The organism is Vibrio minamisatsumaniensis, assembly GCF_050337445.1.
GTDB lineage: Bacteria > Pseudomonadota > Gammaproteobacteria > Enterobacterales > Vibrionaceae > Vibrio > Vibrio artabrorum.
The window spans coordinates 1-20,107 of record NZ_JAKJSY010000039.1 but is presented as its reverse complement, the minus strand read 5'-3'; the positions used below and the strand labels follow the sequence as shown (position 1 = coordinate 20,107).

The 20,107-nt window shown below is 43.5% G+C and carries 19 protein-coding genes and 3 pseudogenes; 9 read left to right on the top strand and 13 right to left on the bottom strand.

The features are described 5' to 3' along the window. Window positions 1–77: 77 nt before the first annotated feature. Window positions 78–737 carry a lipoyl(octanoyl) transferase LipB gene (gene lipB, locus L4B77_RS10435; RefSeq protein WP_429750303.1) on the top strand — a complete coding sequence of 220 codons (660 nt, stop codon included), beginning with the start codon at window positions 78–80 and terminating at the stop codon, window positions 735–737. A gap of 4 nt (window positions 738–741) precedes the next feature. Continuing rightward, complete coding sequence (gene lipA, locus L4B77_RS10430; RefSeq protein ID WP_429750301.1) at window positions 742–1,707, top strand: lipoyl synthase; 966 nt, start codon at window positions 742–744, stop codon at window positions 1,705–1,707. 84 nt (window positions 1,708–1,791) lie between these two features. Here lipA and L4B77_RS10425 read toward each other — a convergent pair whose 3' ends face one another. Beyond that, the gene (locus tag L4B77_RS10425) at window positions 1,792–2,568 is read right to left on the bottom strand and encodes a YggN family protein (protein WP_429750299.1); all 777 of its coding nucleotides are present in this window, start codon (window positions 2,566–2,568) and stop codon (window positions 1,792–1,794) included. 80 nt (window positions 2,569–2,648) lie between these two features. Then, window positions 2,649–3,122, bottom strand: a complete 474-nt coding sequence (locus L4B77_RS10420) for a GreA/GreB family elongation factor (protein ID WP_372067862.1) — start codon at window positions 3,120–3,122, stop codon at window positions 2,649–2,651. Window positions 3,123–3,267: 145 nt separating this feature from the next. Between L4B77_RS10420 and L4B77_RS10415 the strand changes: the two genes are divergently transcribed. Beyond that, complete coding sequence (locus tag L4B77_RS10415) at window positions 3,268–5,202, top strand: RecQ family ATP-dependent DNA helicase (RefSeq protein ID WP_429750297.1); 1,935 nt, start codon at window positions 3,268–3,270, stop codon at window positions 5,200–5,202. A gap of 8 nt (window positions 5,203–5,210) precedes the next feature. Here the strand turns inward: L4B77_RS10415 and dinB are convergent, their stop codons facing one another. The 10 genes from dinB to L4B77_RS10365 form a co-directional block, all read right to left on the bottom strand. Continuing rightward, window positions 5,211–6,269 (bottom strand): DNA polymerase IV, encoded by a 1,059-nt coding sequence (gene dinB, locus L4B77_RS10410; protein WP_429750295.1) that lies wholly within the window; start codon window positions 6,267–6,269, stop codon window positions 5,211–5,213. 213 nt (window positions 6,270–6,482) lie between these two features. Continuing rightward, window positions 6,483–6,737, bottom strand: coding sequence for a (Na+)-NQR maturation NqrM (gene nqrM / locus L4B77_RS10405; RefSeq protein ID WP_261839069.1), 255 nt, complete (start codon window positions 6,735–6,737; stop codon window positions 6,483–6,485). 16 nt (window positions 6,738–6,753) lie between these two features. Next, a complete protein-coding gene (locus tag L4B77_RS10400; protein WP_261839068.1) occupies window positions 6,754–7,758 on the bottom strand; it encodes an FAD:protein FMN transferase in 1,005 nt (334 codons plus the stop codon). Window positions 7,759–7,930: 172 nt separating this feature from the next. Continuing rightward, complete coding sequence (gene nqrF / locus L4B77_RS10395; RefSeq protein ID WP_429750292.1) at window positions 7,931–9,157, bottom strand: NADH:ubiquinone reductase (Na(+)-transporting) subunit F; 1,227 nt, start codon at window positions 9,155–9,157, stop codon at window positions 7,931–7,933. 29 nt (window positions 9,158–9,186) lie between these two features. Further along, a complete protein-coding gene (nqrE, locus tag L4B77_RS10390) occupies window positions 9,187–9,783 on the bottom strand; it encodes an NADH:ubiquinone reductase (Na(+)-transporting) subunit E (RefSeq protein ID WP_009848375.1) in 597 nt (198 codons plus the stop codon). 7 nt (window positions 9,784–9,790) lie between these two features. Continuing rightward, on the bottom strand, window positions 9,791–10,423 hold the full coding sequence (locus L4B77_RS10385) for an NADH:ubiquinone reductase (Na(+)-transporting) subunit D (RefSeq protein WP_261839067.1): 633 nt from the start codon (window positions 10,421–10,423) through the stop codon (window positions 9,791–9,793). Further along, complete coding sequence (locus tag L4B77_RS10380; protein ID WP_429750288.1) at window positions 10,423–11,190, bottom strand: Na(+)-translocating NADH-quinone reductase subunit C; 768 nt, start codon at window positions 11,188–11,190, stop codon at window positions 10,423–10,425. Before L4B77_RS10380 ends, L4B77_RS10385 begins: the two co-directional genes overlap by 1 nt. Then, window positions 11,177–12,424, bottom strand: coding sequence for an NADH:ubiquinone reductase (Na(+)-transporting) subunit B (locus tag L4B77_RS10375; RefSeq protein WP_261839065.1), 1,248 nt, complete (start codon window positions 12,422–12,424; stop codon window positions 11,177–11,179). The genes L4B77_RS10380 and L4B77_RS10375 overlap by 14 nt, the downstream gene beginning before the upstream one ends. A gap of 5 nt (window positions 12,425–12,429) precedes the next feature. Beyond that, window positions 12,430–13,770 (bottom strand): Na(+)-translocating NADH-quinone reductase subunit A, encoded by a 1,341-nt coding sequence (locus L4B77_RS10370; RefSeq protein WP_372092836.1) that lies wholly within the window; start codon window positions 13,768–13,770, stop codon window positions 12,430–12,432. A 519-nt stretch (window positions 13,771–14,289) separates the two neighbouring features. Next, window positions 14,290–14,601, bottom strand: coding sequence for a BolA family protein (locus L4B77_RS10365; RefSeq protein WP_429750285.1), 312 nt, complete (start codon window positions 14,599–14,601; stop codon window positions 14,290–14,292). Window positions 14,602–14,774: 173 nt separating this feature from the next. Here L4B77_RS10365 and L4B77_RS10360 point away from each other — a divergent pair, with 173 nt between their 5' ends. From L4B77_RS10360 to L4B77_RS10345, 4 genes are all read left to right on the top strand, one after another. Next, on the top strand, window positions 14,775–15,926 hold the full coding sequence (locus L4B77_RS10360; RefSeq protein WP_429750283.1) for a methyltransferase: 1,152 nt from the start codon (window positions 14,775–14,777) through the stop codon (window positions 15,924–15,926). Window positions 15,927–15,991: 65 nt separating this feature from the next. Continuing rightward, on the top strand, window positions 15,992–16,561 hold the full coding sequence (locus tag L4B77_RS10355) for a YajG family lipoprotein (RefSeq protein ID WP_261839061.1): 570 nt from the start codon (window positions 15,992–15,994) through the stop codon (window positions 16,559–16,561). Continuing rightward, entirely contained in the window at window positions 16,561–17,109 is a 549-nt protein-coding gene (locus L4B77_RS10350) for a peptidylprolyl isomerase (RefSeq protein WP_261839060.1), read from the top strand. The genes L4B77_RS10355 and L4B77_RS10350 overlap by 1 nt, the downstream gene beginning before the upstream one ends. 54 nt (window positions 17,110–17,163) lie before the next feature. After that, on the top strand, window positions 17,164–18,522 hold the full coding sequence (locus tag L4B77_RS10345) for an AmpG family muropeptide MFS transporter (protein WP_261839059.1): 1,359 nt from the start codon (window positions 17,164–17,166) through the stop codon (window positions 18,520–18,522). A 95-nt stretch (window positions 18,523–18,617) separates the two neighbouring features. On the opposite strand, the pseudogene L4B77_RS10340 reads toward L4B77_RS10345, so the two are convergent. Beyond that, a pseudogene (locus L4B77_RS10340) lies at window positions 18,618–18,878 on the bottom strand (DUF4397 domain-containing protein); the annotation flags it as partial. 300 nt (window positions 18,879–19,178) lie between these two features. Between L4B77_RS10340 and L4B77_RS10335 the strand changes: the two are divergent. Then, window positions 19,179–19,821: pseudogene (locus L4B77_RS10335) on the top strand (outer membrane protein OmpK); the annotation flags it as partial. A gap of 97 nt (window positions 19,822–19,918) precedes the next feature. Beyond that, window positions 19,919–20,107, top strand: a pseudogene (locus tag L4B77_RS10330) (IS91 family transposase); the annotation flags it as partial.

Genomic DNA, 20,107 nt, shown 5'->3' with positions numbered 1-20,107 from the left:
TGCAGTCCGTCTGTAGTTAGAAACCTGTTTCGCGTTTATAATGCGTTCACTTTATTAATCCTTGAGGGAGTGCAATTTTGCAAAATAAGCTAATCGTAAAAAAATTAGGCCGTCAGGATTACGAACCAGTATGGAAAGCCATGCATAGGTTCACAGACGAACGCACGGATGAAGATGTAGACCAAGTTTGGTTGGTTGAACACAACCCTGTCTTTACTCAAGGACAAGCAGGCAAAGCTGAGCACATACTCAACGCCGGTGATATCCCTGTCATTCAAAGCGATCGCGGTGGCCAAGTGACTTACCATGGCCCTGGCCAATTAGTGGCTTACTTTCTGATTAACATCCGCCGCAAAAAATTCGGAGTGCGTGATTTAGTGACTCATATTGAGAATCTCGTAATCAATACTCTGAACGCTTACAATATAGATTCTACAGCCCGACCTGACGCTCCGGGTGTGTATGTCAATGGCAAGAAAATCTGTTCACTCGGATTACGTATTCGACGTGGCTGCTCGTTCCATGGGCTAGCACTCAACGTCGATATGGACCTGTCTCCATTCCTACGTATTAACCCATGTGGTTATCAAGGTATGGAAATGGCGCAGGTAAGCCAACTCGGCGGGCCTAGTGAATTAGAGAACGTTGAGCAACAGTTAATAGAAGAGCTCGTAGAGCTGCTCGGCTATGACCAAGTAGATATTCAAGCCACCAGTAACATTACAGCAGAAGCATAAAATCATGAGCAAACCAATCCAAATGGAAAAAGGCGTTAAATATCGTGACGCTGACAAAATGGCATTAATTCCCGTAAAGAATATGCCTGCTGAACAGAAAGAAGTACTACGTAAGCCGGAATGGATGAAGATTAAACTTCCTTCCGACAGCCATCGTATTCAAGAGATCAAATCAGCAATGCGCAAAAACAACCTACACTCCGTATGTGAAGAAGCGTCTTGCCCTAACCTAGCCGAGTGTTTCAACCACGGTACGGCAACGTTTATGATTCTTGGTGCTATCTGTACTCGTCGCTGCCCGTTCTGTGATGTTGCCCATGGTCGTCCTGTCGCTCCTGAAGCGGAAGAGCCGAAGAAACTGGCTAAGACGATTGAAGACATGAAACTGAAGTATGTCGTCATCACTTCCGTTGACCGTGATGACTTGCGTGATGGGGGGGCTCAGCACTTCGCTGACTGTAATCGTGAGATCCGTGCGCTAAACCCAAATATTCGCATCGAAACATTAGTGCCAGACTTCCGTGGTCGTATGGACGTGGCGCTTGAACTACTGAAAGACAACCCACCCGATGTTTTCAACCACAACCTAGAGACAGCGCCACGTCTATACCGTAAAGCGCGTCCAGGTGCGAACTACAAGTGGTCACTGAATCTACTGAAGAAATTCAAAGAGCAGCATCCTGATATTCCTACAAAATCAGGGGTAATGATGGGGCTTGGTGAGACCAAAGAAGAGATCATCCAAGTACTCAAAGACCTTCGCGAACATGGCGTAACCATGCTGACACTAGGCCAATACCTAGCACCAAGCCGCCACCACTTGCCCGTAGAACGCTATGTACCGCCTTCAGAGTTTGATGAGCTAAAAGAGATAGCATTAGAGCTAGGCTTTACTCACGCAGCGTGTGGGCCGTTTGTACGTTCGTCTTACCATGCAGACCTACAAGCTCAAGGTATGGAAATCAAGTAATCGATATCTAACGCTCATTCTAAATGAAAAAAAGGCGCTCTCCCCATTGGTTGAGCGCCTTTTTCATTCATAACAAAACTCAAATTAGATCGTGAATACTTGGTAGTCTTTTAGATTCGGAACGATCTTATGTAACTCTTGCTCTTGCTCTGCCATCTCATCCAGAGAATCACAGAAATCATTCGCTTCCTCTTCGACTTGTTGAGAGTGTTCTTTCATTCGCTCTTGAACTTTTAGCTTTAATTCAGCCATTTTGTCCGCCAGTTCAGAAAAGTTTAGCCCGCCCTCTTGCTTCATCTTTTCTGACATCACATTAAAAGCACTGGCGATAAACTCGCGATTAAAGATCTCCTTAGCCTTTTTAAAATCTTCAGACCAACCACTCGCCATCGAGTCAAAACTATCGGCAGGCAGCACTAACTCGCCACCTTTGTAATAACGGGCTTCGAGTTCAGTCATATACTTTTTCATTGATTCTTTTACGTTATCAAACGATTCTGGGGCATCTAAACCGGCGGCAATCTCATCAATAACGTCATCGGCTAATGCTAGGCTATCGTTAGCCATTTTTTTGGCTCGAGGTAGGTATTCACTCATGGTCTCGCGGTACTTTTCGATAGCGGCTTGTTGGTTAGCGTCAAGCTCAACCTTTTCGCCATGAATATACAAGTCATTATTACCATCAAAAATGGCGGTATCACCATTGACCTGATGAATTTCGACTTTATTGTCATCGATGTGTAATTCATTTTTTAAATCAATTCGACATTGCGCCGCATAAGTAGGCAGACTCACAACAGCGATGGCTGCTGTTAACGATGCGATTAATACACTGTTTTTCATAAATACATTGCTTTTCATAACATTCTCTCATCAATCTGACGAATTACTATACCCTTGGTTCATCGCTCTTTGTCAGAGAAACGTCTAATATCTCAAGATCACTCGACAGATATCACTTCATAGTAAAACTGTTTTTCAGCGACCATAAATTCAACCTCGTCACCAACGCTTTTTCCCATTAGAGCCTGACCAAATGGGGCATTTTCCGTTACGATAACAACGTCATGATGATTCCACACAACAGAAAGTCCTCCGACTCTTGGTCCCATAAAAAAGTGTTTATATTGATCATGTTCGTCAATGACCACGACATAACTGCTCACTGTGACCTTTTCACTATCACGCAGCACTAAGTGACGATAACACTGAATATCCTCTTCACACTCTTGCACTCTCATCGCTTGACCATGTGCAAGATACGATGCTTCTAGTGCCAATGTATCGTACTTATGCTCAGGCACAGTCTCTTCATCGGTCGCCGCATCAATCGCGCGTTGAGTCGCAGATTGTGCGATACGTAATCGGGATTCGAGTTGCTCTAAAATTATTTGGCGAAGCTCAGACTTAATCATACTTTTGGCGTGCTTTTCTATAGGAGCTACAGAATAGAATTAGGTACAATCAGGTGCAAGGCATTTGATCCGTTAAGTGATGCTATCTTAGATAAGCACCCGCTTTAGCACCCAAACGATACTTCATAATTCAGGTAGAACATAAATGATTGAGCAGAAGCTAAAACAAGTATTCGGATTCGACTCACTACGTCATGGGCAAAAGCAAGTCATTGATAATGTTCTATCGGGGCACTCCACTGCTGCGATATTCCCGACGGGCTCAGGTAAATCGCTTTGCTATCAATTACCCGCCTTAGAGTTACCACACTTAACCTTGGTGATATCGCCCCTGTTGGCATTAATGAAAGACCAACTTAGCTTCTTGCACAGTAAAGGCATCAGTGCTGCCGCCATCGAATCAAGCCAAGATAGACAAACCACTCAACAGGTAATGCAGTCTGTACGTAACGGCGACACTAAGATCCTAATGATTTCCGTTGAACGTTTGAAGAACGAACGCTTTCGTCAGTTTATCTCCCAAGTGCCGATCTCACTGCTTGTGGTCGATGAAGCGCACTGTATTTCAGAGTGGGGACACAACTTCAGACCCGATTACCTGAAGCTTCCTCAGTACCAAAAACAGCTCAATATTCCTCAGGTTCTGCTACTGACAGCCACCGCAACCACCTCGGTTATCCAAGACATGAAGTCAAAGTTTGAAATTGATGAAGAGCGCGTTGTGGTGACGGGTTTCTATCGTCAAAACCTCGACCTGTCGATTCAACCTTGTGAACAAACCAGCAAGCTAGAAACCTTGTGCAATGTCGTTAACCAAGCTTCTCTCGCTCCGACTATTGTTTATGTCACCCTTCAACAAACGGCAGAGATGGTCGCTCAACAACTTCGTAATGCTGGCGTTAATGCTGTGGCTTATCATGCGGGTCTTAAGCCAGAAAATAGAGATGCCATTCAACACCAATTTATGACCGATGATGTCAATTGTATTGTCGCCACGATTGCGTTTGGTATGGGGGTCGACAAATCCAATATTCGTAGAGTTATTCACTTTGACTTACCAAAATCGATAGAGAACTACTCGCAAGAAATTGGGCGAGCAGGTCGAGATGGGCAAGCGTCTGAATGTATTTTACTCGCTAACAAACATGGTTTAAGCACACTCGAGAACTTCGTTTTTGGTGATACGCCAGACAACATATCGATCCAAGCGGTGTTAAAAGAGATCTACGAAAATCAAAACATTGGCGCTTCTGGCTCGAATCAATGGGAGATCATGCTTAACCAGCTGTCACGTGAATCCAACATTCGTCAATTACCGCTAAAAACACTACTGGTGTATCTGGAAATTGAAGGCGTGATCGAGCCGAAGTACAGCTACTTCGCAGACTACAAATTTAAGTTCATTCGCCCGAAACAGCAGATCACAGAGCAATTTCAAAGTGAACGTCGTCAATTTGTCGAAGCGATTTTCCAATGCTCTCCTCAAGCAAGAGTGTGGTGCCAAGTCGATTTTGATGCGCTTTGGACGCACTTCCAAGCCGATCGTCAGCGTGTGATTGCGGCTATCGACTACTTCAATGAACAAGGTTGGATTGAACTGGAGAGCAAGCAGATCACCGATGTCTACGCGATCCACAATACTTCTGAAGATATGATGCAACTGTCAGAGCGCCTTACTGAGTTATTTAAAGCAAAAGAGCACAGTGAGATAAACCGCCTTAACCAAATGCTGAATTTCTTTGAGGCGGATACTTGCCTAAGCTCACGCCTTGCGAGCTATTTTGCCGATGACCAAGCCCCAAAAAACTGTGGTCATTGCTCGGTATGTCGAGGAGAAATTGCGATATTACCTACCGTCGATATTGAACCCGTAGATGATAAAACCGTGCTGGCGTGGATTCATGAATTTGCAGCAAAGAGCCAACCGTTGATTACCGATGAAGCTATTACTCGCTTTTTATGTGGGATAGCCACTCCGCTTTCAACAAAACTAAAAGCCAGCAAAATGGTCGGTTACGGAAAGCTCGAACAGCAGCCATTCAGTGACACTCTAGCATTAGTGAAACGTCTACCAAGATAAGGCTCCCTCTACCAATCAAAACTCATTTGCTCTTTGTTTTTTTGTTCCGTGTCTAACCCCACGCTCAATCCGATGAGACGAATCCCTCGGCCTTTCTGTCGTTTTAATGCCTCTTCCAACAATTCATTGAAAAACACTTTATCTAAAGTGTTTTTTTTATGCTCGACGGTGGTTTGTTTAAAATCATCAAACTTTAATTTCATTCCTTGTTTTATGATCTTTTTCTCTGGGGATGCCTTTTCAAGCCGGCTTAATAAAGATGGGTATAAACGCTCGATAGCACTATGACACTCTTGTTGAGTAAAAATATCCGTATTGAATGTTTTTTCAACCCCAACAGACTTCCACACTCTTGATGTTTCTATTTCTCTGTTATCAATCCCGTGACACTTTTCCCATAAAGATTGGCCAAACTTACCAAACTGCTTGAGTAACAAGCTCTGATCGTACGCTTTTACATCCCTCCCTTTATAAAGGCCTAACTTATTAAGTTTTTCCAGCGTTACTTTCCCAACGCCGGGGATCTTACCTAACGAAAGCTCCTCAACAAAGCTCTCTATTTGATCCGGGGGAATCACACAAATACCATTCGGCTTGTTAATGTCAGAGGCGATTTTCGCGACAAATTTAATCGGAGCAACCCCAGCACTAGCCGTCAACTGTAACTCCGTCTCAATCGTCTTCCTTATATCTTGCGCAATTAAGGTTGCAGACCCATTGAAGTAAGGGGAACCCGTCACATCTAAGTAGGCTTCATCTAACGATAAAGGCTCAATTACATCCGTATAACGCAAAAAAATAGCCTGTATTTGCTTAGACACCGATTTGTATTTTTCCATGTCACCTGGAACAACCGTTAAATTAGGGCATAACTTAAGCGCTTGTCCCGTCGGCATTGCGGAGCGAATTCCAAATTTTCTGGCTTCATAATTACATGTTGAAAGTACCCCTCGACCATATTGAGAGCCGCCGATAGCGAGTGGTATACCTCGTAGAGAGGGATTGTCTCTCGCCTCTACTGCTGCATAGTAGCAATCAAGATCTACATGAATGATTTTCGTTGTCATAAACCACCATGACTGTTGTTACATACAGTATAGCGATTAACAAATTGGGGGGAAAGTACCAGTGAATAGCCTACATCCTCCTCACCGAGAACTTCTCCAAATCCCAGTAACAGAAAACCGTCATCACGGCCTAAATGAAAAAGAGCTCAAACACTAGGTTTTGAGCTCTTTGCATTTTGAGGAGCTCGATAACATCGGCTCAGCATTCGTCAGTTAAGCAATACGGTCTTTATTCCAAGATGCTTCTTTCTGTTGGCGTTCCGCCAGTCTCTCTTCACGGTATGCTTCACGTGCTTCGCGCTTTTTACGCGCATCACAAGGTTCAGGACAGTTGCATACTTTATCGATGCCGACCGCTCCTAAACCACCACAGCTCCCTTTCACCACTTTCTTTTGGATAATATAGCCAATGGACATCGCTGCGATGACAGCAAGAAAAACACCAAATGTAATCAGAAATGTATTCATAATTATCTCGCTTACCTTATTTACCTAAATATGGCTTAAAGGCTTCTGAAGCCATTTCTTTAAAGCCATCGGCTGTTTTTACGATCATGAATGCAGGGATGCCATATTGATTAGCAACTTCCATTCCTTTCTTCTCGCCTAAGACCATAAGACCAGTCGATAAACCGTCCGCTGTCATTGACGACGAATTTAAAACAGTAACAGAAACCACTTTGTGACGAATTGGATTACCGGTTTCTGGATTGATGATGTGCGAATATCGAACACCGTCACGTTCAAAATAGTTACGGTAATCACCAGATGTGGCAATCGCCATATCGCCCGGTTCGATGATTTCTTGAACAGTACGCTTATCTACAGTGGGTTTTTCAATGGCGATACGCCAACCGACACCGTCACGGTTAAGACCTTTTAAGCGAATTTCACCACCAACTTCAACCATATAGTCATGAATCCCAATGGAATCAAGGTAGTCAGCAACCACATCAACTCCCCAACCTTTAGCAATAGTCGAAAGATCAACATACAGATCTGGTAGATCCTTACTCAGCATATTGCCCTTAATGCTTAAGTGCTGAATCCCCACTCTTGCTTTACGAGCGGCAAGCTCTTCTTCTGTTGGAACGATGTCTCGACGTGCTTCAGGGCCAAAGCCCCACAGATTGACCAAAGGGCCCACAGTCACATCCAATGCACCTTGAGTAAGACCGTTCAAACGAATCGCTTCTTTCACGACAGTCGCCATTTGCTCAGACACTTTGAATGCGTCCGAACCTTTGTATTGATTAAAGCGACTTAACTCTGAGTCATCGCGATATGTTGACATCTTATCGTTAACATCTTCAAGTATGCGATCAATCTCGGTATGAATCTCTTTAGATTCAGGTAACTCATCACTATTGATGTACTTAATATTATAACTGGTACCCATCGTTGGGCCACTTAAATGTACTTGCTCTATTGGCTTTTCGCAGCCAGCAAGAAAAATCAAAGAAGTGAATGCAACAAGCCAAATTCTCACTTGCTTACTCCTGTCTAATGTTGAGGGTTTATATAACAAAAAATAAGAGTAAATACGGACATTTTAACGTCTTACTCTTTCTTATATAAGCCATTGTATTGTTAAAGAAAGTCTTAGAAAAACAAATGGCTGACTCGTAAGAGTCAGCCATAATATCAATCACTTAAATGGATTAACCACCAAAGTCATCTAATAGGATGTTTTCATCTTCTACACCAAGATCTTTCAGCATGCCGATAACAGCTGCGTTCATCATTGGTGGACCACACATGTAGTACTCACAATCTTCAGGAGCTTCATGATCCTTCAGGTAGTTTTCGTACAATACGTTATGGATGAAACCTGTGTAACCGTCCCAGTTGTCCTCTGGTTGAGGATCAGACAGTGCACAGTGCCACACGAAGTTTTCGTTTGCAGCCGCTAGGCCATCGAAATCTTCAATGTAGAACATCTCACGCTTAGAACGTGCGCCGTACCAGTAAGACATCTTACGAGTAGAGTTAAGACGCTTAAGTTGGTCGAAGATATGAGAACGCATAGGCGCCATACCTGCACCACCACCGATGAATACCATTTCGTTGTCTGTGTCTTTAGCGAAGAACTCACCAAATGGACCAGAAATAGTACACTTGTCACCAGGCTTAAGAGACCAGATGTATGAAGACATCACACCTGGAGCTACGTCTGGGTTGTTTGGCGGCGGAGTCGCGATACGAACGTTCAACTTGATGATGCCTTTCTCTTCTGGGTATGAAGCCATTGAGTAAGCACGGATTGAATGTTCTTTAACGATAGACTCGTAACGGAATAGGTTGAACTTATCCCAGTCACCACGGTATTCCTCAGGAATATCGTAATCTGCGTATTTCACGTGATGTGGTTCAGCTTCAATCTGAATGTAACCACCCGCGCGGAAAGGTACTTCTTCACCTTCAGGGATCGCTAGAGCCAATTCTTTGATGAAAGTCGCTTCGTTGTTATTCGAGATAACAGTACATTCCCACTTTTTAACACCAAAGATATCTTCGTCTAGTCCAATCTCCATGTCCGTTTTCATCGCAACTTGACATGCAAGACGTTCGCCTTCGCGAGCTTCGCCTTTTGTGATGTGATCAAGTTCAGTCGGAAGGATGTCGCCACCACCAGACTTAACTTTCACACGACACTGACCACAAGAGCCACCGCCACCACAAGCAGACGATACGAAGATACCAGCGCCAGCAAGGGCACCAAGTAGCTTGCTACCAGGTTGAGTAACGATCGCCTTTTCAGGGTCGCCGTTTACTGAAATAGTGATGTCACCTGATGGTACTAGCTTAGACTTAGCGAACAGAATCACTAGTACTAAAGCCAATACAATAATGGTAAACATCGCTACGCCAAGAATAATGCTTTGCATTTGTTATTCCTTATTACTGGGTGCTTACCCTACAGTTGAACACCAGAGAAAGACATAAAGCCTAACGCCATCAGACCAACAGTAATGAACGTGATACCAAGGCCACGTAGACCTGGAGGTACGTCAGAGTACTTCATCTTCTCACGGATACCCGCAAGAGCAACGATAGCTAACATCCAACCGACACCAGAACCGAAGCCGTAAACAACGGATTCAGCAAAGTTGTAATCACGCGTTACCATGAAAGATACACCACCAAAGATTGCACAGTTAACTGTGATCAGTGGCAGGAAGATACCCAGTGCGTTGTACAAAGGTGGGAAGAAACGGTCTAGAACCATCTCTAGGATTTGTACAAGTGCTGCGATAACACCGATGAATGCGATGAAATTAAGGAAACTTAAATCGACACCTTCAACAAGCGCGTTTTCTTTCAGGATGTGTGTGTAAACAAGGTTGTTTACAGGCACAGCGATGGTAAGTACGACAACGACCGCAACACCAAGACCAAAAGAAGTTTTAACTTTCTTAGATACCGCTAGGAATGTACACATACCTAGGAAGAAAGAAAGCGCCATGTTTTCGATGAAAATCGATTTAACCAGCAGACTAATATAATGTTCCATGACTACCTTACCCCTTCGCTTCTACTTGTTCTGGTTTGAACACACGAATTGCCCAAATCATGAAACCAATTAGGAAGAACGCAGAAGGTGCTAGAAGCATCAAGCCGTTTGGCTGATACCAACCACCGTTGCTCACTAGAGGTAATACTTCCATACCAAATAGTTTGCCAGAGCCTAGAAGCTCACGGAAGAAACCAACAGTGATCAGAACGAAACCATAACCAAGGCCGTTACCAATACCATCAATAAAAGATGGGATTGGTGCAGACTTCATGGCGAATGCTTCCGCGCGTCCCATAACAATACAGTTAGTAATGATTAGGCCTACGAATACAGATAACTGCTTAGAGATATCGTATAGGTATGCTTTAAGCACTTGGTCTACCACGATTACTAATGATGCGATAATTGCCATCTGAACGATGATACGCACACTGTTAGGAATGTGATTACGGATCAAAGAAACGAAGAAGTTCGACAAAGCAGTAACGAACATTACCGCGATAGTCATAACAAAAGCTGTTTCTAATTTAGTGGTTACCGCCAGAGCAGAACACACACCAAGAACCTGTAACGCGATTGGGTTGTTGTCCAACACAGGCGCTAAGATGCTCTTTTTAATTTCTTTTGCACTAGACATTAGTTCAGACCTCCGTCACGAACTTTTGCTAGGAACGGACCAAAGCCCATATCACCTAACCAGAAGTCAAATGTATGTTGAACGCCAACGCTGGTCAATGTTGCACCTGAAAGGCCATCAACACCGTGCTCAGAACCTTGAGGAGCGCCACCTTTAACTATCTTAATAGCGGGTTTGTGGTTTTCATCAAACAGTTTCTTACCAACGAATTGAGCACGCCAAGTTGGGTTTTCAACTTCACCACCAAGCCCAGGAGTTTCACCTTGCTCGTAGTAAGTGATACCAGCAACTGTGTTGCCATCAGTTTCTACCGCAACGAATGCGTACATCATTGACCAAAGACCGTTACCATGGATAGGGATGATAACTTTAGACGTCTCAGCACCATCTTTCACTAGGTATACCGTACCCGTGTTAGCACGGCGAATGATCTTAGCAACGTCATCTCCAGCTGAAAGCTTGATTGACTGAGCTGGATCTTTTGCCGCTTTACGTTGGTCGTATGCAGCAGCATCACCATCAATGAAATCACCCGTCGCAAGATCAACTAAACGTGGTTCGATGTTCTCTGCGTACAACTCTGGAATATCACCATCAAGTTCGATACCCGCAACTTCAAGGATCTTAGTTTGCTGATCCAGAACTGCGTTAGCTTGTTGCTTAGGTTTAAGAACAACTGCAGCTGTTGAAACGATAATTGAGCACACTAAGCTCAATGCGATAACAACAAACAGCGTCTTTTTAATGCTATCGTTATTGCTTGCCATAGCGCGCTAGTCTCCGCTTAATGTTCTTCTCGATTACAACGTGGTCAAACAGAGGAGCAAATAGGTTTGCGAATAGAATCGCAAGCATCATGCCTTCTGGATATGCCGGGTTAACGACACGAATCATTACACACATTGCGCCGATGAGGATGCCGTACCACCACTTACCTTTATTGGTAAATGAAGCCGATACTGGGTCAGTCGCCATGAAGAACATACCGAATGCGAAGCCACCTAAAACTAGGTGCCAATGCCAAGGCATGCTAAACATTGCGTTCGTGTCAGAACCAATCACGTTAAATAGTGTTGATACTGCAATCATACCGACCATAACACCCGCAATGATGCGCCATGAAGCAATGCCCATGTAAACGATCATTGCTGCACCAATCATAAGTGCAAGCGTTGAAACTTCACCGATAGAACCAGGAATGTTACCAACGAATGCATCCATCCAAGTGATTGCTTCACCCGATGTTACGTTCATTAGTGCACTACCACCGCCTTGAGCCCATTGGCTAAGAGCCGTTGCACCAGAGAAACCGTCAGCAGCAGTCCAAACTACGTCACCTGAAATCTGTGCAGGGTATGCAAAGAATAGGAACGCACGACCGGCAAGCGCAGGGTTCAAGAAGTTACGACCCGTGCCACCAAAGATCTCTTTGGCAACAACAACACCGAAAGTAATACCCAGAGCCGCTTGCCAAAGAGGAAGCGTTGGCGGAACAATAAGCGCAAATAAGATAGAAGTAACAAAGAAACCTTCGTTGACTTCATGCTTACGCACCATACAAAACAGTACTTCCCAGAAACCACCAACGAGAAATACCGTTGCATAGATAGGTAGGAAGTAAGTCGCACCCAAGAGCATCTTACTGCCCCAACCTGCATCGGAACCTAAGGTGGCTCCTAGCATTTCGGTGAACCAGTAGTGCCAGTTACCATCAATGATAGAAACCAGTTCAGCACCGGAATACATGTGGTTTAGTGCGGCGATAGCTTGTCCGCCTGCGTTGTACATACCCCAGAACATTGCTGGGAATACCGCAAGCCAAACCATGATCATGATACGTTTTAAGTCGACGCTATCACGGACATGCGAGCTTTTCTTTGTAACAGTACCTGGTGTGTAGAAAAGTGTTGCTGCAGCTTCGTAAAGCGCAAACCACGTTTCATGCTTACCACCGGGTTCAAAATGATGCTCGATGTCTTCAATAAACTTTTTAAGGCCCATGAAAATTACCCTTCCTTCACAATTGTATCTAGGCATTCACGAAGTAGCTGACCGTACTCGTACTTACCTGGACATACAAAGGTACACAGTGCTAAATCTTCTTCATCTAGCTCTAGTGCACCAAGTGCTTGCGCACTATCAACGTCACCAGCGCATAGATCACGAAGCAGCAAAGTCGGCTCCATATCTAATGGCATGACCTTCTCGTAGTTACCAATTGGAACCATCGCGCGATCACTGCCGTTTGTTGTCGTTGTCATGTTGAACAACTGACCTTTAAACATGTGACCAAGGAATGACCGAGTAACAGAGAACTTGTTCTTGCCCGGCATAGCCCAGCCGAATAGCTCTTTATCACGACCTTCACGAAGAACGGAAACCTGCTGATGGTAACGGCCAAGGTAAGCATGGGGACCTGATGCATGAACACCAGATAACACAGAACCAGAAATAAGACGAACTTCACCTGGCATTAACTCATTGTCCGTTAACTCTTCAAGGCTAGCACCAATTTGAGTACGAACTAGACGTGGGTTATTCACCACTGGACCTGCCAGAGAAACAACACGCTCAGAGTAAATTTCTCCCGTTAGGAAAAGTTTACCGAATGCGATAACGTCTTGATAGTTAATGCTCCACGCTACATTTTGTGCATTTACTGGGTATAGGAAATGCATATGCGTGCCTGCAAGACCTGCAGGGTGTGGGCCATCAAAAACATGTTCTTCAACGTTAGACTGACCTGAACGAGGTAAACTCGTACCTTTTTTACAAACGTACACTTTACCGTTAGTCAGAGTTGAAAGAAGATCTAAACCAGCAACGAAAGCATCAGATTGCTCATTAATGATTAATTCTGGCTCAGCTGCTAACGGATTGGTATCCATAGCAGTAACGAAAATAGCCTGAGTTTCAGAATCAATGGCTGGAACCTTGCTGAACGGACGAGTACGCAAAGCGGTCCATGCGCCAGACTCAACTAACTGAGTTTTAACCGTTTCACGGTCAAGACTGGTTAATTGGTTAGCTTCATAGCTATTGAACGTGATTTGCTCATTGCCTGCGACTTCAATCACGACGGATTGAAGAACACGCTTAGCACCACGGTTCACTTCAATAACTTTACCGCTTGCTGGAGAAGTAAATACAACACCTGGGTTCTTTTTATCTGCAAAAAGAACTTGGCCTTTCTTCACTTCATCACCAACGCGAGCATGCATCGTAGGACGCATACCAACGTACTCTTCGCCAAGCAAGGCGACTTTAGTGATGGACTTACCATCATTAATCACCTGGGATGGAGTTCCTGCGATAGGAAGATCCAAACCCTTCTTTATTGTAATCATACGCACTTGCACTACTTTATCGGGAAAAAGATTCTTTTAATTGCGTAAATTCAGGGCGTTTAAAAATCGCCCTTAGACACGACATTAGAGTGTCGGGTTTTGGTAAATTTGAGATACCAAAATCGCAACATTATCTTAATAAACTCATCACTAGAATCATGAGAGATTTATCAGGTGCGGTATTCTAGCATTTTTTGACAACTTGACGCCATGATCAATAACTTGAATGCGGTCTTTATTTGGCAAGATTTGAAGTATATGGCCTCTCAAATATGTATAAATTTGACGAGCCGCACAGATAAAATAGCTTTTGAATCGTGTTTTAAACAAGAGATTAATACTCTGTCACAAACTCATATTTTATGAGTTATGTTGAAACACTGTTAATAGAAACATCACTTATTGTAGGTATTTAATGCGATTTAATTTGACCATCATTCTCGATGATATAAGAACGGAAAATGTATTACTTTGACAACAAAAAAGGTGGTATATCCACCTTCTCGATATGCGTTCGCTTTATGACTTACTACCACCCATACACATTGGGCTATCTGGCACATTATTTAACTGCTTACTCCATTCATCTTGTGTATAAGTGTGAATGGATAATGCATGAATATGGTTCGCTAGCTCTTCTGAAAGTGCTTTATTTACCGCTCGATGACAAGCAATAAGGCGTAAACCTTCAAACACATCACTGACAACGATCACTTTAAAATGACTCTCAGAACCGGCCGGAACATTGTGCATAAAGCTTTCGTTTACCACTTTCAAATGACTTGGTGAAAACTCACTTTGCAATTTTGTTTCGATAACTTCTTGGATCATTATGATTCCTTAATAACATATTGGCCTTACTATTAACTGAGTATACCCCCTAAAGAGTCAACTGTCTGAGTGTTACATAGCGAACCGCATCGGCTTGGTGGAGTTTTTTCTATCTTGTTCTGTCCGCATTTGAGACAATATATTGGTCAATTCCAATATAAGTATCTCAAGTAATGAAAACCGAACTTACCCTTCACGATAGAACCTTGACCTTACATCGTTTTCCTAAACGTTCAAATGAAACGCTTCAAGCTTGGGATGCGGGCGACGAATACATCATTAGCTATGTAGAAGAGATGAATCTTGAACCAGGCAAACACATTCTGATCATGAACGACAGTTTTGGCGCTCTTTCAACTTGGTTCTCGAAAGATCATGATGTCACCATGATGAGTGATTCGTTTATCTCTCATCGAGGTACACTAAAAAACTTACAGCGCAATCAAAGTAATCGTGTCAATTTCTTGAACACAATGGATAACATCCCACACGGAATTGATCTGGTGATTATGCAACTGCCTAAGACCAATCGTCACCTGATCTGGCAATTGAGCCAATTGCGCCAAGCGTTGCCTGAAGGTTGCCAAGTTATCGGTGTCAATAAAGTCAAAGAAATCCACACTTCAACGCTTAATCTGTTTGAAAAGTATCTCGGTGAAACCAAAACCTCTCTGGCTAAGAAAAAGCACCGCCTTGTATTCTCTTCTCCAAACTGCCAGCCAATTCAAACAGTAGAACCCTTTGTTGAATGGGATGTAGACGGAGAAGATATCCGCCTGAAAAATTTACCCAATGTTTACTCAGGGGAAGCACTCGATCAAGGTGCTCGCTATATGCTAGATCATATCCCTCAAGATCCCGAACTACGTCATATCATTGATCTTGGGTGTGGCAACGGTGTATTGAGTGTCAAAGCAGGACAATTGAACCCACAAGCTCGTATTACTTGTGTGGATGAAAGCTTTATGGCCGTGGAATCAGCGCGCCAAAACGTCAAGGATAACCTTGGTGAAGAAGGCAACTTCCAGTTTATCGCCAACAACTGTTTAGATGGTTTTAAGAAAAACAGCACTTACCTCGTCATGTGTAATCCTCCATTTCATCAGCAACAAGCGATTACCGATCACATTGCGTGGCAAATGTTCTGTGATGCAAAGCATGTTCTCAGTAATGGGGGGAAATTAATCGTTATTGGCAACCGACACCTCGGATACGATGTCAAACTAGCAAGACTATTTGGTGAAGCGAACGTTGAAACGCTTGAACTAAACCAAAAATTTGAGATATTACAAGCAACAAGAGAACCTGCTAATTTTAACAAATAGGCAGTAGACTGTTTTAAAAATTTAAGATACCGAGCTTCTGGTGTGAATTTAGAAAGGATAAAGGAATGAAAAAACTGATTTTGGTGGCCTCTATTATGGCTTTGACTGCATGTTCAGCTCCTAAGCAAGAACAGATCGACGTAATGCCAGAAGCTTCACTAAGCTCAAGTAACCTTGTGCAAGACAAAACCTATACGCTAACCAGTAAAGATGTTCGCGCAGCTCAATATGTCGCGTTAGTTGATAGTGGTCATTCTAATATTCAGCCGATTCACGCTAAAAGAAACATGCGCATTTCACTCGAAAACACTCTCGCAAAACAACTGGAATCTCAAGGTTATCGTGCAAGCGTCAACAGTGAAAACTCCGTTGTTTTAGAGATTCAAGAGGCACTTGTTACTGTTAATCACACCATACTAGAAAACCAAATGGACGGCAAAGTGACACTTCAAGTCACGGCTGAAACCCCGCAAGGTAAGCTAGTAAAAACATTCAAAGGTACGGCAACGCGTACGGGGGCATTGAGCGCATCAAATGATGATATCTCTAAGGTTCTTAATGACGTGATTAACCTAGTTCTGACTGAAATCGCTAACGATGAAGAGCTACAAAATTACATGAAGGAACGTTTCTAATGGGCCGTATTTTATCGTCTATAGCATTAATGCTTGTGAGCCTAAGCGTTTGGGCGGGGCCTAAAGTGAATGTGGAAACAACATTAGGCAACTTCACTATTGAGCTTAACCAAGAGCAAGCTCCGGTTACGACTGAGAACTTCCTAAAATACGTGGCAGACGGCAGCTACGAAGGCACCATCTTCCACCGTGTTATTCCTGGCTTTATGGCACAGGGTGGCGGCTTCGATCAAGAGATGAATCAACAGTCGACTTATGCTCCAATCAAGAATGAAGGCCGCAATGGTCTGAAGAACAACACTGCAACAGTGGCAATGGCTCGTACCAATGCGCCTGATTCTGCAACTCGTCAGTTCTTCATTAACTTGGTTGATAACGATTTTTTAAACGCAAAAGGCAATAACCCAGGTTACGCAGTGTTTGGCACAGTCACTGAGGGCTTTGATGTTGTTCAAAAAATGGCCACCATACCAACCAAGCGCATGGGTCGTATGTCAGATATCCCTGTCGCCCCAATTGTCATCACCAAAGTAACCCTTCTTAAGTAATCTTATTAAACGCCCTTAACTCCTTAAGGGTGTTTTTCTATACAAGGACGCCCTATGTCATCAGGCACTCCCTCTCTTACGTGGATGCAGACTTTTCGTAGTTACCTCGATAAACGCTTACTTTGGGTGTTTATGCTAGGTTGTTCGAGTGGCTTCCCGTGGGTTCTGATCGGATCCAACATGTCTGGTTGGCTAAAAGATGCAGGCTTAACTCGCACAGCTATTGGTTATTTTGGTAGCGTATTCGCGGTCTATGCCATTAACTTTTTATGGGCACCATTAGTAGACCGCGTAAAACTGCCAATCCTGCATGCGATGTTAGGCCAACGACGCAGTTGGATTTTCCTCTGCCAAAGCTTAGTCTTGATCTGTACGCTTTTCATTGCCGGGGTAAACCCAGCTAATGACCTTGTTCTAGCCTCAATGTTGGCATTGGGTATCGCGATTGCATCATCAACTCAAGATATCGCAATCGACGCCTTTCGGATTGACACGTTTCCAAAATCTGACACATCGAAACTCCCTCAAGCCTCAGCTATGGCGGTCATCGGCTGGTGGACAGGTTATTCACTACCTGGCTATCTCGCCTTTGTTAACGCCGATGTTATTGGTTGGAATGGTGTCTATTACGGGATGGCTGGCATTGTTGCGCTTCTAATGCTGTTCACAGTATTGGTTGGGGAACCAAAAACAAAACGAGATCGCTTACAAGCAGAAGCTGAACGTCGTCATAGTAAGATCGTAGGCAACCCTATTCTTGTCTGGCTTACCGTTACCGTTGCAGAACCTTTCCTTGATTTCTTCAAGCGTAATGGATTTAGAGTCGCTTTAACGTTAATCCTTTTCGTATTTTTATTTAAGATAGGTGAAGCCTTCTTGGGAAGAATGTCTATCACCTTTTATAAAGAGGTTGGCTTTTCCAATGAGCAGATCGGTTACTATTCAAAATTAATCGGTTGGGGGCTCACCATGTTATTTACGCTGATGGGCAGTATGGTCAACGTGAAGTTTGGCATTGTTCGAGGGCTCATGATCGGTGGTATAGCGATGTCGGCAAGTAATCTGATGTTTGCTTGGATCGCTCATGTTGGCCCAAATGAACACTTGTTCTTGGCTACTCTGATGGTTGATAACTTTACGTCTGCCTTCTCTACGGTCGCGTTCGTCTCTTTTCTTACAATGGTGACAGGCCAAGCATTCTCTGCCACCCAATACGCACTGCTTGCATCACTGGGAAACTTAGGCCGAACTACATTAGCTTCTTTGAGTGGAGAGCTTGTCGATTATCTCAATGATTGGTCAACCTTCTTTATACTGACTTCATTGATGGTCATTCCAAGCTTGATCATGCTCTATTCGTTACGCCATTTTTTCACGGATTTACTCGAAAAAGCCAAACACAATCAAGAGTAATAGTAAGATCAAGGATAAGAGTAAGATCAAGAATAATAGTAAAAGGGCAGCACTGAGTTGCCCTCTTTTACTTTCTATCTTCAGAGACATCAGAGCTAATCTGTCGTTTCACTCACAATGAGGTCAAACCCAGTTCCCATCGAATCGTCAATCGCCACCACTTGATAAACAACACCATCAGCCAAGGTAGCAGGGGCAGAATCAATGGCTACAACCGATGGTTGGCCTGCCACCGTTATCGTCACGTAGTAAGACCCTGCAGCAACATAAATACCATTCGCGTAATCTTTAAATTTCACATCACTCAGCGCAGGCGTGCTACCAGAGATACCCACGTTTTCAGTCAAGAATAGATCGCAACAAAGAAAACAAGACAGACGATTCCCCCCATTTTTTGCAATAAAACGCTTGGGAAGAAATACTGTTGATTTTGCTACATATATCACGACATTTAGTGAAATCGTTTGCGTAGATCGATAATTCAGCTATTTAACTATAAATTATTCTGATTTCACAAAATCAATAAAATTCGTGGTGCATCAGTATGCAGTGCCACGTAATAGTTCCGTTCTTTAGGTTATTAGTGTGATCACACTCACCTTAATAATTGTATTTTTCACTCTGTCTCACTTTTATTTGAGAACAAAATCGCTATTATGCTCGGCATTCGGACATATACAACACGCACAAATTAGCGGGTTACTTATTTCAAACATAGAGAGTTCCATTATGCGTAAATCACTTTTAACTCTTGGCCTACTTGCAGCGGCATCGACTCCAGTAATGGCAGCAGATTATTCTGACGGCGACATCCATAAGAACGATTACAAGTTCCTACAATTTAACTTGATGGGTGCTTTTAACGAAAAAGGTGTTTCTGAGTCTACTCATGATTACCTAGAGATGGAGTTTGGTGGTCGTAATGGTATCTTTGACCTTTATGGCTATGTTGATGTATTCAACCTAATGTCAGACTCAAGCAGCGATAAAGCGAAATCTGAAAAGATGTTCATGAAGTTTGCGCCACGCATGTCGATTGATGGCCTAACAGGCAAAGACCTTTCTTTTGGCCCAGTACAAGAGCTATACGTTGCTACTCTTATGGAATGGGGTGGCGGTGGTGCTACTAACTGTGATGCAACAGGCTGTATCGATGGTAGCCCAGGTGTTAACACACAAAAAGTTGGTCTTGGTTCTGACGTGATGGTTCCATGGTTCGGTAAAATGGGTCTAAACTTTTACGGTACATACGACTCAAACAAGAAAGATTGGAACGGTTTCCAAATTTCGACAAACTGGTTGAACCGGCGACGTTGTCGCCTGAGCGGCCTACGGCCGAAAACAAAGAGACTCATCCTACTAGGTCGTTTTACATGAATCGTTTATCCTATAGGTCATGCATCCGAATAAGCCCATCAAACAACTCTTCAATGCCAACGATAATTGGCTAAACTACCTCAATAAACATCGGAAAACGCTCCGAACCGTCGTCATTGAAAATGTCACCAAGATGCTCGCTTGCAGTACCGCCGCTTTTGGCTCTAAAGAGTATCGATGCTGTCAGGCCAACTGCACCCAACTGCAC

Coding starts and splice junctions, on each gene's coding strand:
- L4B77_RS10370 (WP_372092836.1), bottom strand. CDS start 13,770: ATGATTACAATAAAGAAGGGTTTGGATCTTCCTATCGCAGGAACTCCA.
- L4B77_RS10420 (WP_372067862.1), bottom strand. CDS start 3,122: ATGATTAAGTCTGAGCTTCGCCAAATAATTTTAGAGCAACTCGAATCC.
- L4B77_RS10345 (WP_261839059.1), top strand. CDS start 17,164: ATGTCATCAGGCACTCCCTCTCTTACGTGGATGCAGACTTTTCGTAGT.
- nqrE (WP_009848375.1), bottom strand. CDS start 9,783: ATGGAACATTATATTAGTCTGCTGGTTAAATCGATTTTCATCGAAAAC.
- lipA (WP_429750301.1), top strand. CDS start 742: ATGAGCAAACCAATCCAAATGGAAAAAGGCGTTAAATATCGTGACGCT.
- nqrF (WP_429750292.1), bottom strand. CDS start 9,157: ATGCAAAGCATTATTCTTGGCGTAGCGATGTTTACCATTATTGTATTG.
- L4B77_RS10350 (WP_261839060.1), top strand. CDS start 16,561: ATGGGCCGTATTTTATCGTCTATAGCATTAATGCTTGTGAGCCTAAGC.
- L4B77_RS10415 (WP_429750297.1), top strand. CDS start 3,268: ATGATTGAGCAGAAGCTAAAACAAGTATTCGGATTCGACTCACTACGT.
- L4B77_RS10365 (WP_429750285.1), bottom strand. CDS start 14,601: ATGATCCAAGAAGTTATCGAAACAAAATTGCAAAGTGAGTTTTCACCA.
- dinB (WP_429750295.1), bottom strand. CDS start 6,269: ATGACAACGAAAATCATTCATGTAGATCTTGATTGCTACTATGCAGCA.
- L4B77_RS10375 (WP_261839065.1), bottom strand. CDS start 12,424: ATGGGCCTTAAAAAGTTTATTGAAGACATCGAGCATCATTTTGAACCC.
- L4B77_RS10425 (WP_429750299.1), bottom strand. CDS start 2,568: ATGAAAAGCAATGTATTTATGAAAAACAGTGTATTAATCGCATCGTTA.
- L4B77_RS10355 (WP_261839061.1), top strand. CDS start 15,992: ATGAAAAAACTGATTTTGGTGGCCTCTATTATGGCTTTGACTGCATGT.
- nqrM (WP_261839069.1), bottom strand. CDS start 6,737: ATGAATACATTTCTGATTACATTTGGTGTTTTTCTTGCTGTCATCGCA.
- L4B77_RS10360 (WP_429750283.1), top strand. CDS start 14,775: ATGAAAACCGAACTTACCCTTCACGATAGAACCTTGACCTTACATCGT.
- L4B77_RS10380 (WP_429750288.1), bottom strand. CDS start 11,190: ATGGCAAGCAATAACGATAGCATTAAAAAGACGCTGTTTGTTGTTATC.
- L4B77_RS10385 (WP_261839067.1), bottom strand. CDS start 10,423: ATGTCTAGTGCAAAAGAAATTAAAAAGAGCATCTTAGCGCCTGTGTTG.